The sequence below is a fragment of the Methylobacterium sp. Leaf113 genome, assembly GCF_001423325.1.
In the GTDB taxonomy this organism is placed as follows: domain Bacteria; phylum Pseudomonadota; class Alphaproteobacteria; order Rhizobiales; family Beijerinckiaceae; genus Methylobacterium.
The window spans coordinates 1-14226 of sequence record NZ_LMNJ01000016.1 but is presented as its reverse complement, the minus strand read 5'-3'; the positions used below and the strand labels follow the sequence as shown (position 1 = coordinate 14226).

Genomic DNA, 14226 nt, shown 5'->3' with positions numbered 1-14226 from the left:
CCCATCGGCCCGACGCACCAGCGACAAGCTGGCCCACGGGTCGGGGCGCGGCGAGAGGATTTCGCAACAGGGACAGGCACGTTCGGGGAAGGCTCGGGCGTCCCATGGCAGTTTGCCGAGGCCGTTAGTAGTCCGGGCAGGTTCTTTGCCGGCCGCTTCCCAACTGCGTCAGCGTTGATGCCCACGATGCCCGGCGGCGGGTACCGATAGTGTTGGGTAGAACACCATTCGTGCCTTGAGGCCCATTTGACGGAAGTGTGACCATTGCACCCCTGACCTGATCAGGATTGTTCATTAGAACGACTCTGATCGCTGGGGTTGCCGAAGCTTGAACGACTACGCAGACGGCGCCCGCATCGCCGCCGAGATCGCCAGCGCGGTCGCCGGTTCAGACCCCTTCGCCGCCGCGATGCGGGCGACGCGCACGCCAATGGTGATCACCGACCCTAGGTTACCGGACAATCCCATCGTGTACGCCAACGACGCGTTCGTCAGGCTGACGGGCTACGCACGGGAGGAGATTATCGGTCGCAACTGCCGCTTCCTCCAGGGTCCCGAGACGAGGCCGGAGGACGTTGCGCGGGTCCGGGATGCCATCGAGCGGCGTGTGGCCATCGAGGTTGACCTGACGAACCGCCGCAAGGACGGCACCGCGTTCTCGAACCGCTTGCTCGTCTCGCCTGTGTTCGCGTCCGACGGCGAACTCACCTACTTTTTCGCCTCGCAATACGACGTCACCCTCGAAAAGGAACGGGTCCTTCTCCTGCAAAGGGACCGGGACGCCCTCGAAGCCGAGTCCGCACGCCGGTCCCTCGAACTCGTCCAGAGCGAGGAACGCCTGCGCTTCACCCTGAAGGCCGGTCGCCTCGGAGCCTGGACGTTGGATCTCGACGTCATGCGACTGGTCTCTTCAGAGGGTCTTAAGGAGAACCTCGGTCGCTCGCCGAACGACGCATTGACCTACGAGGAGATGCTCGCGTCCATCCACCCGGACGACCTCGCCCGGAAGATCGCGGCGCGGGACGCAGCCATCGCCGGGCATTCCGACTACGATATCGAGGTCCGGGTCATCATGGCTCCTGGCGAGATCCGCTGGCTGCAGTTCCGCGGGCGGGCCTCCTACCGTGCGGACGGTACCCCGCTGAGCATCTCCGGCATCAGTCTGGACATCACCGACCGCAAACGCGCGGAGGAGCACCGCGCCCTCCTGGCGGGCGAACTTAGCCACCGGATCCAAAACACCCTTGCGACCGTGCAGTCCATCGCGCGCCAGACCTTGCGGAGCGCCGCCTCGCTGGGCGAGGCGGAGGTGGCGATGGACGCCCGGCTGCGTTCGTTGTCAGCCGCGACGGAGATTCTGGCTCGTGGCAGCGGCGACTGGGCGACCCTAACCGAGGTCGTCATCGCGGCCCTGCACCCGTTCGGCGTCGAGCAGGAGCACCGCTTCAAGGTCGGCGGCCCGATCGTGCGCCTCGCGCCGCGGGTAGCGCTGGCCTTCAGCCTCGCGATCCACGAACTCGCGACGAACTCCGTCAAATACGGGTCCCTCTCGTCGGACGACGGGCGGGTGATCGTGAGCTGGGACGTCGTGGCCGGGTCCAGACCCGACAGGCTCTGGTTCCAGTGGCAGGAGGTCGGCGGCCCCCCGGTCCCGCGGCCGACGCGAACCGGCTTCGGCTCGCGGATGATCGAACGCGCTCTGGCCCAGGAGATCGGCGGGAAGGCGGAGATCGACTACCGGCCGCGCGGCGTCGTCTTCACGGCCGAGGCACCGCTTCCCGAGATCATGCGCGACTGAGCGGCCGCGGGAGCCTTTTCCGAGCTCGGGCGTAACGTTCGCCACGGAACTCCCGGTCCGTCCCCGCCTCCGTTCGCCCCCCTGGTCGAGGGGAACGTCCTCGTGCGGATGGACGCCAGGGACATTCTGGCGGAAGCGGGCTTCCGGGTGCTCGACGTCGCGACGGCCGACATGGACGTCGACGTCCTCTGGCGCCACGGCCACGAACTCACACTGCTGTTCACGGAGGTGGGGCTCCAGGGCGCGTTGGACGGGTTCGCCCTGGCACGCCGGGTCATCTCGGATCACCCGCACGTCAGCGTGGTGGTGGCCTCCGGCCACGAGAGGCCGGCCCCGGGTGAGTTGCCGGACACGGCTTGCTTCATCGAGAAGCCGTTCAGCGCCGGGATTAGCCACGAACACCTCCAGCGGATCATGGCCGAGGAGCGCAAGCCTGCCCCGCCTTAAGCGAAGCGGCGCTTAGCGTCGGCTACCCGACCAAACCGCCCTTCCTTGATCCATGGCAGCGATAGTTCTTGTCGGACGTGCTGTGGTGCTTCCACGCCCCGGTACCACGCTTCGAGGACGCACGATGCCCCGTCTCTATTTCGATTTTCTGAACGATCAGACATACTTCCGGGACGAGGAAGGCTTTGATTGCCCGAGTTTGGAGACCGGTCGTAGCGAGGTCCTGAAGACCCTGGGCGAAATCGCGAGAGAAGCCGTGCCCAAGGGGGGACGATCAGAGGTTCACCGCGTCCGTCCGGGATGCCGATGGGCATGTCGCCTACAGCGCGACCGTGACGGTGACCGGCACATGGTTCGTACCGTCCGCGCGACGCGCCGGTTAGGCGATCTCGCCGCTGGGGCTGAAGTAGACCGGAGCGAAGTCGGCGATAGCAAGTTGACGATAGTCAGGCGACGCTCGGCCAACCGGATGGCGCCCCGATGCAGAAGCTCTTGCAGCGGCCGGTTGGGGGCGGAACGAGCCGGTCCGCTCCACGTCCCCAAAGGGCAGTGAGCAGTCCGGCCTTATTCGGTCTTACGAGAGCTTCAAGCGGCCATGGTTCTTGGTGGCAGAGAACAAGCGTTGGTTGGACGACGCCATGCCGACCGTGATCCCGGAGCCGTACCGCTACGTTCATATGCGGGACGAACCTCAAACGGGGATATCGGTCTGCTTGCCTACGACCACGGCGAAAAGGTCGGTAAGTGCGGCAAGGCTTGCTACCTGAAGGCGCGCAGCTGGGACAATTGAACCATCCGGCGCAGGCAGGTCGCGGGTCGCCGTGGTTGAAGCAACTACGGTGGGTCGGAACCCAAGGCTGAAGGCGCCACGCGCGGTAGAGTTGATGCACATGTGCGTCATGAATCCTGCCAAGATGATGTCCTTCATCCCCGCCATCTCCAGCTGCTCCTGGAGATCGGTCCCGACGAACGCGTTCGGATAAGCCTTGATAATCACCGACTCGCTGCCCTGGGGGGCCACCTCACGGCTAATCTGACCGATGGGGGCCGTAACGTCGTAGGGTGAGCCCGGCCCAGCATCGTGCTGGATGTGGATGATCGGGATGCCAGCGCCGCGCGCCCGCGCAAGTAGGGCGGCGGCTTCCCGGATGGCGGGCTCGATGCCTTCGAGGCGCATCACGCCCTGTCGATAGGTTTCCTGCAGGTCGATCATCACGAGGGCCGACCCCTTGAGTGATGGAGGCTCCGTGCCAAGACCGGACAGGCCGCGCAGCGTCGCAATATCCGACATTGTGTTTCTCCTCCGACACCGCTCGATTTTCGCGGTGTCATCCACGTGTGGTGCGGACCCTACCACTGACAGATCAGAAGGCATCTTGGCGGAAGGTCGGGTGTGATCACCTCGGCACACGTCCTCTCCGGTTTTCGCGTCGACCTATCAAGATCGAAGGTGCAGCGATCAAGCTGCTCGTTGACGTGCTCCAAAGCGTTCGGCGATGAATCCCACCGAGGTCGAGCATCAGCGCCGCGGCATTGTCGAGGCGAAATGGCTCCCCGACCAGCAACGCGGCCGATATGGCGCCGAACACCGGCAGCAGGTTCACGAAGATGCCTGCTCAGTTCGGGCCAATCATTTCCACACCGCGTATGAAACAGAGCTGCGACACGAGGGAGGGGCCGAGGCCAACACTCATACGCCAGGATCGAAATTAAAGGCGGTTTAAAGGTGCTGGAGCCGGCTCAAAGGTGTTCCGGCTCCCTGAATGCCTTTTCGACATCAAGATGCCTCAGTGCCCGAAAATGCGGGTGCCTCGTTTGAGGGGCGTTCGGATCTCGTATATGGCTTGGAATGCGAGCGCAAAATTCGCCTTCGGGCGGCCGTTCGGCCATCCCCGCGTATGCGGGATGTGGGAGGGGATTACGGCCCACCGCTCGCTTTCACGCTTCGGAAACCCCTGCGACAGTTCGATTTCACCCTGTCTAGAGTCTAACGCTTAGTACCCACCGTAGGAAACGGTCTCAAATCTCGGTAGGGCATGGAAAGATTTTCTTCCAGGCAGTCGAGCGGTACAGAGAATACGAACAAGATGAATTGCATTAAACTATTTACTTCAGAGCGGAGAGGTGAATAGCCTCGCCGTTCGTCCCTAGCTTATATTAATCAACGTGTTCCACTGGCGCGCACCATAGGAAACGTGGGCAGACAGCTTTTGCTAATGTCTAAGAGCTGCTTGATTATCATCCATTTTCCGACTTATGAAAAGCTGACGCGGTTACTGGACGGCAAATCCTTTACTAGTTGTCGATCGAAGTTGAGTAGCCTCAATGGTCAGGAAAACGATCGTCTTTCGGAGACAGGTTATGGTATGCGTTCTCTGCATCGATGGAACGCTTGAACGAAAAGGGGCCGCCCTAGAGGACGGCCCGAAGTCTTGGAATCGCCCTGGGAGGAGCTACAACGCCGCGACCCTATCGCCGTGCTGTATCAAGCCAACCCAAAGGGGCGGGCGGAGTTCACTCCTACCCGCACAATGGTTCTAAGCACTTTTGTCGCCTTGACGTTATCGTGCAGGTAGCAGACATGGAGGGCAACCGAAGGGACGGCACAGTCCTGCGGAGGAACGCCCAACGACGAGGTCAGCGAGCGCAGTGCGCCGTTGGCTTCGCTCGCGTTGGAAGTCGGCAAAAAGAATGTAGTCTCCTACTTGCTGGCGCGACCCAAGCCCCCAAGCGAAGAGCGTCAGCCCGGCGGCCAAGGGGAGGCTCTTCCTCTTGCACCGCTGGTTATCGCAGACCTGAGCGCCTCCTGCCGTGCACAAGAGCTTGCGCAAGCGTGAAGCCCTCGTCCGAGAATTGAGCGTCGCTCGATCCGTGAGGGAATGGAAAGGCATCCAAGCTCAACCCGTGATTGAAGGTGTAAAATCCAAGCCAGAATGGGTTGAGGGGCGATTCCATGGCTGCGTACCAAGAACAGGTCCGCAGCGAGGCAATGTCCGTGCCTCCAGCACCAAGTTGCCGATCGTCGGCCTAATAGCGGTGGTAAGTGGACCCCCGACCGCGATCGCCTTGGGCCGATCCGCCCTCGGCTCGATCATCGACAACGCCGCGATCCGCTCGGCGTGACCGTTCGCCGAGGTCAGGCGGGTGTCCACGATCAGGGCCGAGCGGTCCTCCATCAGGGTATGGCCGATGAAGCAGAGCTTGGCCTCCATCCCCGGACCCTTGCGGTAGAGGCGGGCTTCTCGGTCTGTGGTGCTTTCGTGGGTCTCGTTCGAGCGCGTCTGACCCCTGAGGTCGACCTCGACGTTGCGCCCGCCGGCGGACGGCGGCGGATCTTTCCCTTGATCGTTGCCGCCCTGATCCTTGGGCTTGAAGTTTTTGATCGAGGCCCAGGCCTCGATCAGCGTACCGTCGACGCTGAAGTGATCGCTGGACAGAAGCCTCCTGACCCGGGGCCGGGCCAGCACGGTGGCCAGGAACTGGGCCGCGATCTCATCGGCCAGGAGCCGGTTCCGGTTCCGAGTGAAGCTCGAATGGTCCAAGGCCTGATCGTCGATGCCCAGTTCTACGAACCAGCGGAACAACAGGTCGAACTCCAGCCGCTCCATCAACTGCCGCTCCGAGCGGATCGAGTAGAACGCCTGCAGGAGCATGGCCCGCAGCAGCATCTCGGGCGGGATCGACGGACGGCCCATCCGGGCCGCATAGAGCGCCGAGAAAGACCCGCTCAGGGCCGCCAGCGCCTCGTCCGTCATCGGTATCGTAGTGGCCTCAGGCCATCACACGCCCGCTCCAGGTGATCTGCCGGATACGGTCTGCTTCATCGAAAAACCGTTTAGCGCTGGGATTGTCCGAGAGGATCTTCGACGGGTTATGCCCGACGACAAGCGGCCCCTCCCCCTCACGGTACAGACCCAAAATACGGGAAATTCTTAATCTCGCGGAAAGACGCTATGGATTGCTGACGCACCGGGTAGTCCACCCGATCCCTCCCATCAGCGAGGGGCGCTAGAGATCTGGCTTTTCACAGGCCACTACCTAAAGTGTTATATTCTATCGAAAAGGCGACGGCGCGCTGGTTAGCGAGCATTAACCCACCGGACGATAGGGTTATCTGGATGGCGCCTCAGCCATCCAGCTCTCGCATCTGGCACACCCGTCATGTTCCCTATCGGGCTAAACGAGGCGGAACGGCTTAGCGCTCTGCGTGCCTTAAGGGTCATCGGCACGGAAGACGAGGAGCAGTTTGATGCTGTCTGCCGAACAGCTTCCGTCCTGTTCGGACTTCCCATCGTCCTCGTTTCGCTGATCGAAGAAGACCGTCAGTGGTTCAAAGGCTACTGCGGTCTGGATGTCGACGGCACGGGTCGTGAGGGGGCATTCTGCAACTACACCATTCTGTCCGATGCGGTGTTGGTGGTCGAAGATGCCGTCAAGGACGAGCGCTTCGCGAGAAACCCTTTGGTGATCGGTGCGCCGCACATCCGCTTCTATGCGGGGGCGCCACTCAGTCTAAACCCGGGCCTTCGCGTCGGCACTCTGTGCATCATCGACACGAAGCCGCGCAGCTTCTCTGTCGAGCAGCAGCTGCAGTTGCAGACCCTTGCCAAGATCATCGTGGCCCATCTGCGCTTACAAATGGCGCGGCAATTGAACGAGACCGAAGCTAAGGCACGCCAGCAGGCTGAACTTGCCCTGCTGGAGAGCGAGCGCCGCTACCGTGCCCTCTCCGAAGCCCTTCCGCAGATGGTGTGGGTTATGCGGCCGGAGGATGGGCGCGCCACCTACACCAACCAGCCGTTTCGGACCTACTATGGCTCGGCGGGCGTAACCCGTCAGGAGCGCTTGGACCATAACCATCCAGACGACGCGGAGCGGATGGAGCGGACCTGGAGGACCGCACTCGCTCAGGGCGGGACCTTTGAAGTCGAAGGGCGCTTGAGGCGCCACGACGGGGCTTACCGCTGGCACAAGCTCATGATGCTCCCGATCCACCAGCACGACGGCGTCTCAGGCTGGATCGGAACGGCCTTGGACATCCACGACAGTGTCGAGGCGCGGCACAAGCTTGAAGAAACGGCGGACTTCCTACGCCTTGCGCAGGAGGCCGCGGGCGCTGCGATTTGGGACTGGAACCTCCAGACGGGCTTTGTCCGGTACCCGCTTCCGAGTGCACGCATGCTGGGCTTGGTGGTGCCGGACGGCCTAGGCGAGGATGACACCCTCGAAGTTAGCATCGAGGACTGGAAGGCGCTGGTCTATCCACAAAGTCTCGAAGCTGTCCGCTCAAAGGTTGAGGAAGCCGTCACGGCGGGCTCTACCTACGCTTCCGAGTTTCGGCTTCTCTCTGATAGGGCCGATGGGTGTGAGCGCTGGCTTCTCGGCTTTGGCCGCGTTGTCTTCGACCCAGCAACTGGCGAAGCAACCCGCATCGTCGGCCTGAACCTCGACATCAGCGAGCGCAAGCGCTCCGAGCAACGACTGGCACACCTGGCACGCCACGACACGCTGACGAACCTTCCGAACCGTGCCCTGTTCCGAGAGCAATTCGAGCAGAAGCTGGCGGAGGTTCGCCGCGATGGTAAGAAGCTCGCCCTGTTCTGCCTCGACCTAGATCGCTTCAAGCAGGTCAACGATAACCTCGGTCATCCTGCAGGCGACGCACTGCTCATCGAGGTAGCCAAGCGCTTAAAGTCAGCCATCCGCACCGAGGATACGTTGGCGCGCTTAGGAGGCGACGAGTTCGTAATCTTCCAGACTGGCTTGAATGGGCTTGAAGATGCAGTAACTTTGGCGAACCGGCTTATCGCGGCAGTTGGACATCCTTTCTGGTTCGAGGAACACAAAATTTTGGTCGGGCTCAGCATTGGTATCGCGCTGATGCCAGACCACGGTCTTGAACAAGATGTGGTGTTCAAGTGCGCAGACGCCGCGCTGTACCGTGCCAAGGCTGCAGGCCGGAACACGTTCCGCGCTCACGAGCTGATAGAGAGCAGCGCAGCGTAAACGTCGACGCGAGGAGGCTATTGGAAGAACAGCTACGCGGCCTCGTCCGTCAGACCGTCGAGGCGTTCTGGCGTCTCGGTTGAAACCGGCGAGTAGGTAGCGCCTACAGAAACCCGCTCCCCGAATGATCCTTGAAGGCGTTCGCCCGCAGCACAGATCCGACGATCGTTCGTGGGTCGCGGTGTCCCGACTGATCCATGATGTAAGCAAGATCCCCTCCGGGACAGGCAACACTAAGTTATCAGATCCACTCCTTTCCAAAAATCAATATCACCGACGTTACGCGATAAAAATCGCCGGTTTTTCATTTGAGTTTTAACATAGATCAAATAGTAACCATCTTGCATTCGCTCGGCCAATGGTACACTAATTCCCAGCCCACCCTTTACAGATTTCGCGTTTCCTTCTGGGTGGTACTCTACCACAGAGGAACTTCGAATGGCCGCTTCAGCGAATACACCCCCGAACGCCGAAAACGATGTTTTTTCCACTAAAGCCGGTGATACGCTTGTTATCCGAACAGCAGAAATATTGTTCAACGACATTGATGCGAATAGGGATAGTCTAGTTGTCACCGGAATTGGTGGATTTTCTAATGGATCGGCTTTCTACGTGCCAGAAGACGGGGTAATCGTATTCAGGCCAGATGACTATTTTGTAGGGAATGCGAGTTTTAACTACAGCATCTCAGACGGGCGTAGCGGCTTTGATACGGCCACGGTGACGATCAACGTCGAGGCCGATGAGTTGACCCCGATCGCACTCACCTTGGCCGAAGACACACGCATCGTTGTTACGCAGACAGATTTGTCCGCTTTGGGCGGTGAAACCGAGTTTGATCAGCCTGAGCACGGACAAGTCGTGCTAGAACTTGTAAATGGTGGTCCGACGGCGAATATCGTTTACATCCCCGAGCCGGATTACTTTGGGTCCGATAACTTCACGTTGACCTATGTAACAATCTCCGACGGGGGCGTCGTCCAGCAGCAGGTTGATCTCACCGTTACGCCAGTAGAAGAACCCACACCTTCAGGAACCTATTTCAGGGGCACGGCGAGCGCCGATACGCTGGATTATGCCACGGCAACGACGCGTGTTCTTATTGCTGGCCTAGAGGGTAACGACACTCTGAGGGGCGGCGCTGGCAATGACGCGCTCAACGGTGGTTCAGGCAACGACATCATTACGGGCGGGGCCGGTAACGACAGCATCACGGGCGGCATTGGTATCGACCGCATGGGTGGCGGGGCGGGCAACGACACTTTCCACATCACACGCGGCGACCTCGCTGTGACGGGTGCCACCGACCTGATCGTGGACTTCCAGGGGGCGGGCCAGGCTGGGGGCGACGTGATCCGCTTCACGGGCTTTGCCGCAGGCTCGACGCTGGAACTGGTCGGTACCTCGGGCAATGCGCGAGTGTACGAGGTTCACGATACGGCGGGAGTGTCGGAGGGGCAGCTCCTGGTGAGCGCAGGCGGTGCGCTGGGTCAGGAGCTGACGACCAGCGACTACGCCTTCGCCTGACCCTCGGAGGAGGGACCCGGCTCAGTCCGGGTCCCTTGTCTTCGGGCATGCAGATCCTGAAAGGCAACGTCCGCCTCGCCCATCACCCGCCCGAAAGTGGACAGGCAGAAGTCCTCCCTGAACGATCATTCCAAGCCGCTCATCACCGGCATGCCTCGCAAAGGCTACGCCTGCGCGAAGTGCATAGCTAAGTAATGTCGGGTATCTGATCGTTTCTCTTGCATGCCGAGCATTGGCTTGTCCTAGCTTAAGTAATTTTAGAGCGACTACACTTCGGATAGGAATACTGAATACAATTATATTGATATCTATTCAATGTTGTGAATTCATATCAAATTAGACCCAAATATATAAAATTAACAGGGCATTGCGCAAAATTGTATTAAATGAATTTAAAATCGTCTGAGATCTTAAGGATAATCATCGAATCGCTAATTTATAAAATTTTTTAGATCGAGCAACTATTCTATCTAGAGGCAGTGGTAAATGAATATTCTGGAATAAAAATATTTTTATGATTTGTTGTGCCGTAATACTTTTCGATGTTAATATAATATTTTATGACACGATTGTGAGCATAATTTTTTTTAAATTTGCGTTAGAGATTCAAAATGATCGTATATAGGCATAAATAGTCAGCTAAACTTGATTTGATACTTATGAAATATCTGAATGAGTATCATATTTGGTGCAGTATTCTATGTATGCTCCGTGTAATTTGGAGCTTAAATAAATAATGACTGATGCAACTTCATCACGTTCACAATATACGGCTGGTACTGCAAGCGCGGACCGGATCGACGTATCGTCACGCGGGACGCGCGCGCAGCTGATCGCCGGCCGGGATGGCGATGACATCATCATCGGTGCGTCAGGCAACGACACGATCAATGGTGGCGGTGGCGATGATACCATCACTGGCGGGCTCGGCGTCGACACCCTAACAGGCGGGGCCGGGGCGGACTTCTTTGTGTTCAGCAAGGCCNATCAATGGTGGCGGTGGCGATGATACCATCACTGGCGGGCTCGGCGTCGACACCCTAACAGGCGGGGCCGGGGCGGACTTCTTTGTGTTCAGCAAGGCCGATTTGGCCGGCACGTCCACGTCGACGGGAACGGCCCTCAACCGCATCACTGACTTCCAAGGGGCCGGCGCTTCGGGCGGGGATACGCTAGTCTTTCAAGGCTTTGCCACAGATGCCAGCGTGATTGAGATCAGCCGACAGGGTACGCTGCACACCTACGAGATCCGTGAGAACGGCGCGACGGTCGGTCGCTTCAACGCTGTCCATAGTGGAAATTCGCTTACATCCGACGATCTTGTCTTCGAAGAAGTCACAGAAACGCCCGTCGTGGTTGCGCCGCCGGCTGAGACGGGCGAGACAGCTCGCACGAGTGCCACACCGACCCACACGATCAAGGCCAACAATGGCGTCCAGGCCCTCAGCGGCACGGCCGGGCACGACGACATCTGGGGCTGGAACAAGGGTGGTGCGGTTCTGAAGGGCGGTGCCGGCGACGACACCTATCACATCTGGCAATCGAGCGATCAGGTCGTCGAAGCGCCTGGCGGCGGCGTCGATACCGTCATCATCGCTTGGCGCGACTACACCNGGCGACGACACCTATCACATCTGGCAATCGAGCGATCAGGTCGTCGAAGCGCCTGGCGGCGGCGTCGATACCGTCATCATCGCTTGGCGCGACTACACCCTGCCCGACAACGTCGAGAACCTGATCTTCAGCAACGCCAAGAGCGGCACCGGCAACAGCCTCAACAACATGATCACCGGCGATGGCGGCGCCCAGACCCTCAACGGCAAGGCCGGGAACGACATCCTGACCGGCCGCGGCGGGGCCGATATCTTCGTCATCGCCAAGGGCGAGGGCAGCGACGTCATCACCGACTTCACCTCCGGCGTCGACAAGGTCCGCATGGAGGGGGTCAACCTGCACAGCTTCGCCGAGCTGAAGATGGCGGCCAGTCAGGTCGGGTCGGACACCGTCATCGCGCTCGGCGGCGGCGAGACGCTGACCTTGCAGAACGTGGCACTCACGAACCTCAAGGCCGGCGACTTCGTCAGGTCGGGTCGGACACCGTCATCGCGCTCGGCGGCGGCGAGACGCTGACCTTGCAGAACGTGGCACTCACGAACCTCAAGGCCGGCGACTTCGCCCTGCCAGCGGACCCGTCGCATCCGGGCATGAGCTTGAGCTTCTCCGACGAGTTCAACGCCCTCAGCGCTTCGGCCAATGGCCAAGGCACGGTGTGGAAGAGCTCGCTGGGCATCGGCAGTGAGTACCGCACCCTGGGGTCCAACAACGAGGCGCAGTATTACTCCGACAAGTCCGTCGGCACGAACCCGTTCTCGGTCTCGAACGGCGTTCTTAGCATCACGGCGGCCCCGGATCACGACGGCAACCCGTTGGACCTGGCCTACACCTCGGGTGTGCTCACCACGGCCAAGTCGTTCGCCCAGACCTATGGCTACTTCGAAATCCGTGCCGAGCTACCGGCAGGCCAGGGCATGTGGCCGGCCTTCTGGATGCTGAACGCCGACGGCACTGGTACGACCGAACTCGACGTCATGGAGTTCCTAGGCCACGACAAGGACACCGCCTACGCGTCGGTGCACTCCACGGTCGCCGGCCAGAGGCTGACCAGTACGCCGGTGCAGACGGCAGATTTGACGGAAGGTTTCCACACCTTCGGGGTCGATTGGCAAAAGGACACGCTGGAATGGTACATCGACGGCGCGAAAGTCGCCGAGCTGGCCACACCCGCGGATATGCACAAGCCGATGTACATGCTGGTCAATCTGGCCGTGGGTGATACCGGCAGCTGGCCGGGCAAGTACGACGCTTCTATGCCGACCACGCAGCTGAACGTCGACTACGTCCGAGTTTGGGCCAACGACGACCTTCTGTAGACCNACCGGCAGCTGGCCGGGCAAGTACGACGCTTCTATGCCGACCACGCAGCTGAACGTCGACTACGTCCGAGTTTGGGCCAACGACGACCTTCTGTAGACCCAGGTCGTTCAACTGAACTTTCAACACGCATCAGTCCGGCAGTTTCATTGGCTGCCGGGTTTTCTGTGCTTCGTCATCTTATCCGTCTTCCAAAATATGCCTGGTCTTTGTCGGTAAAACAATCGTTTTGCTGACAATTTTCGCTGGTCTCGGCAGTGTCTGAGGAGGGTGGGGAGCAGCCATTCACATAAACGCGCTTATGGAATGTCATCTCGCGGTTGGGCTTCTGCATGATGAAGCATTTGCTTCCGGCGCTCCTCGCGCTGGATGATTTCCTGTCCAACTTGCCATAATAGGCAGCGCGTCATCGCAAGCATCGCGGGTGTGCCCATCTCAACGACTGCTTCGTGGGCTTTCAGGCATGCGTCAGCCATGGCCTCGAAACGCTGATCCTCGTCCATCACAAACGCGCCTCAACCGATGATTGGGCAGAGATATACACGAGGTCGTGAGCTTGCCGGATGTTAAATTTGGCACACCTCTCGGTTTGATTTCAGAACAAAACTCTCTTATGTCGGGTAAACAACAATTGGTTGCCTGGGATAGATCTATGCTCGTAGGCGATGAAGCTGAGGGGATGGGCGATCGCTCCGCACTCATATTGGCAAGGATCGCCGAGACAATTGGTTGTCCAGTCTCGACGTTCACAGCTTCCTCCGGCCATGCCCCAGACGAAACAACCGAACTTCTAAGGCTCTGGCTCATGCTTGAGCATGAGCAGGATCGAGCGAAAGTGCTGGCCTTCCTTCGGAACGCAGTTTCCGTCGAGCCTCCTAGAGAAGCGGCCGAGTAGCGGTACCGGCATCATGGTCGCAGGTGTGCTCGGCTCTTAGCGTCTGCAACTTGATTGCTTCAGCAGACGGAGGACCCAGTCACCGGATCAGCCACGTGCCCGTGTAGGTCAAAGCGGCCGAGTAGATGGGATGCCCGTCTTCGTCCGTCACCAGCACAGAGAAGGCTTGGTGTTCGCCGTCTTTTGGCACCTCGTGCGCTGCGATCTCGGGTAGGACCGACTTCGCGTGACGAGCGGCCTCTTCAGGGCCAGCGAGGTCCATACCCTCGTCGTCGCGAAGCGTTTGGCCATCATGGATGTCGAAGAAGTAGCGAGGCACAGGGCTCTCCACGCGCAGCAGGCGGGAGCACACGAGGTCTCACAGGCGCGGAAGGCCGGGGGTATGGCCGCGATGCGCTACATCATAGGCGTCAGTTTGGCGGAAAATACTAACAAATGGAAGTTGCTTACCTCACGTGAGAGAATGTCTGATACCTCACATAGCGGGGTACGGGGGAGCCTTGGGATGCAGGTGGAGGTAGTTCGGATTGAACCCGGCATAGGCCTTGATGGCAGCGACATCGGGTAGGGTGACACGCCTCTCCTTGAACACCACCAGCCCCAAACGTCGTAACTCCTGGAG

Annotated in this window: 9 protein-coding genes and 5 pseudogenes; 9 read left to right on the top strand and 5 right to left on the bottom strand. The window is 59.8% G+C overall.

Annotated elements, in window-relative coordinates:
* Positions 1-328 precede the first annotated feature (328 nt).
* From ASF60_RS12220 to ASF60_RS26185, 3 genes are all read left to right on the top strand, one after another.
* Positions 329-1798, top strand: coding sequence for a PAS domain S-box protein (locus ASF60_RS12220; RefSeq protein WP_056184836.1), 1470 nt, complete (start codon positions 329-331; stop codon positions 1796-1798).
* A 108-nt stretch (positions 1799-1906) separates the two neighbouring features.
* A complete protein-coding gene (locus ASF60_RS12215) occupies positions 1907-2245 on the top strand; it encodes a hypothetical protein (protein ID WP_082507920.1) in 339 nt (112 codons plus the stop codon).
* 52 nt (positions 2246-2297) lie between these two features.
* Entirely contained in the window at positions 2298-2798 is a 501-nt protein-coding gene (locus tag ASF60_RS26185; RefSeq protein ID WP_443136757.1) for a DUF6894 family protein, read from the top strand.
* A 138-nt stretch (positions 2799-2936) separates the two neighbouring features.
* Here ASF60_RS26185 and ASF60_RS12210 read toward each other — a convergent pair whose 3' ends face one another.
* From ASF60_RS12210 to ASF60_RS12205, 3 genes and pseudogenes are all read right to left on the bottom strand, one after another.
* Positions 2937-3536 carry a cysteine hydrolase family protein gene (locus tag ASF60_RS12210; protein WP_056184833.1) on the bottom strand — a complete coding sequence of 200 codons (600 nt, stop codon included), beginning with the start codon at positions 3534-3536 and terminating at the stop codon, positions 2937-2939.
* Between the two features lie 168 nt (positions 3537-3704).
* Positions 3705-3933 (bottom strand): annotated as a pseudogene (locus ASF60_RS25660) (EamA family transporter); the annotation flags it as partial.
* A 1362-nt stretch (positions 3934-5295) separates the two neighbouring features.
* Positions 5296-5997 (bottom strand): annotated as a pseudogene (locus ASF60_RS12205) (IS5 family transposase); the annotation flags it as partial.
* A 409-nt stretch (positions 5998-6406) separates the two neighbouring features.
* On the opposite strand from ASF60_RS12205, the gene ASF60_RS12200 reads away from it, so the two are divergent.
* The 6 genes and pseudogenes from ASF60_RS12200 (at position 6407) to ASF60_RS25275 (ending at position 12708) form a co-directional block, all read left to right on the top strand.
* Positions 6407-8251, top strand: coding sequence for a sensor domain-containing diguanylate cyclase (locus tag ASF60_RS12200; RefSeq protein WP_056184831.1), 1845 nt, complete (start codon positions 6407-6409; stop codon positions 8249-8251).
* A 438-nt stretch (positions 8252-8689) separates the two neighbouring features.
* On the top strand, positions 8690-9778 hold the full coding sequence (locus tag ASF60_RS26020; protein ID WP_156634059.1) for a cadherin-like domain-containing protein: 1089 nt from the start codon (positions 8690-8692) through the stop codon (positions 9776-9778).
* A gap of 736 nt (positions 9779-10514) precedes the next feature.
* Positions 10515-10763: pseudogene (locus ASF60_RS26180) on the top strand (calcium-binding protein); the annotation flags it as partial.
* A gap of 1 nt (position 10764) precedes the next feature.
* Positions 10765-11391, top strand: a pseudogene (locus tag ASF60_RS26175) (hypothetical protein); the annotation flags it as partial.
* A gap of 1 nt (position 11392) precedes the next feature.
* A pseudogene (locus ASF60_RS25280) lies at positions 11393-11908 on the top strand (hypothetical protein); the annotation flags it as partial.
* Between the two features lie 11 nt (positions 11909-11919).
* Positions 11920-12708, top strand: a complete 789-nt coding sequence (locus ASF60_RS25275) for a glycoside hydrolase family 16 protein (RefSeq protein WP_244478406.1) — start codon at positions 11920-11922, stop codon at positions 12706-12708.
* Between the two features lie 300 nt (positions 12709-13008).
* Here the strand turns inward: ASF60_RS25275 and ASF60_RS12180 are convergent, their stop codons facing one another.
* A complete protein-coding gene (locus tag ASF60_RS12180) occupies positions 13009-13212 on the bottom strand; it encodes a hypothetical protein (RefSeq protein ID WP_056184824.1) in 204 nt (67 codons plus the stop codon).
* 471 nt (positions 13213-13683) lie between these two features.
* Positions 13684-13923, bottom strand: coding sequence for a DUF6894 family protein (locus ASF60_RS12175; protein WP_056184712.1), 240 nt, complete (start codon positions 13921-13923; stop codon positions 13684-13686).
* Between the last annotated feature and the right edge of the window lie 303 nt (positions 13924-14226).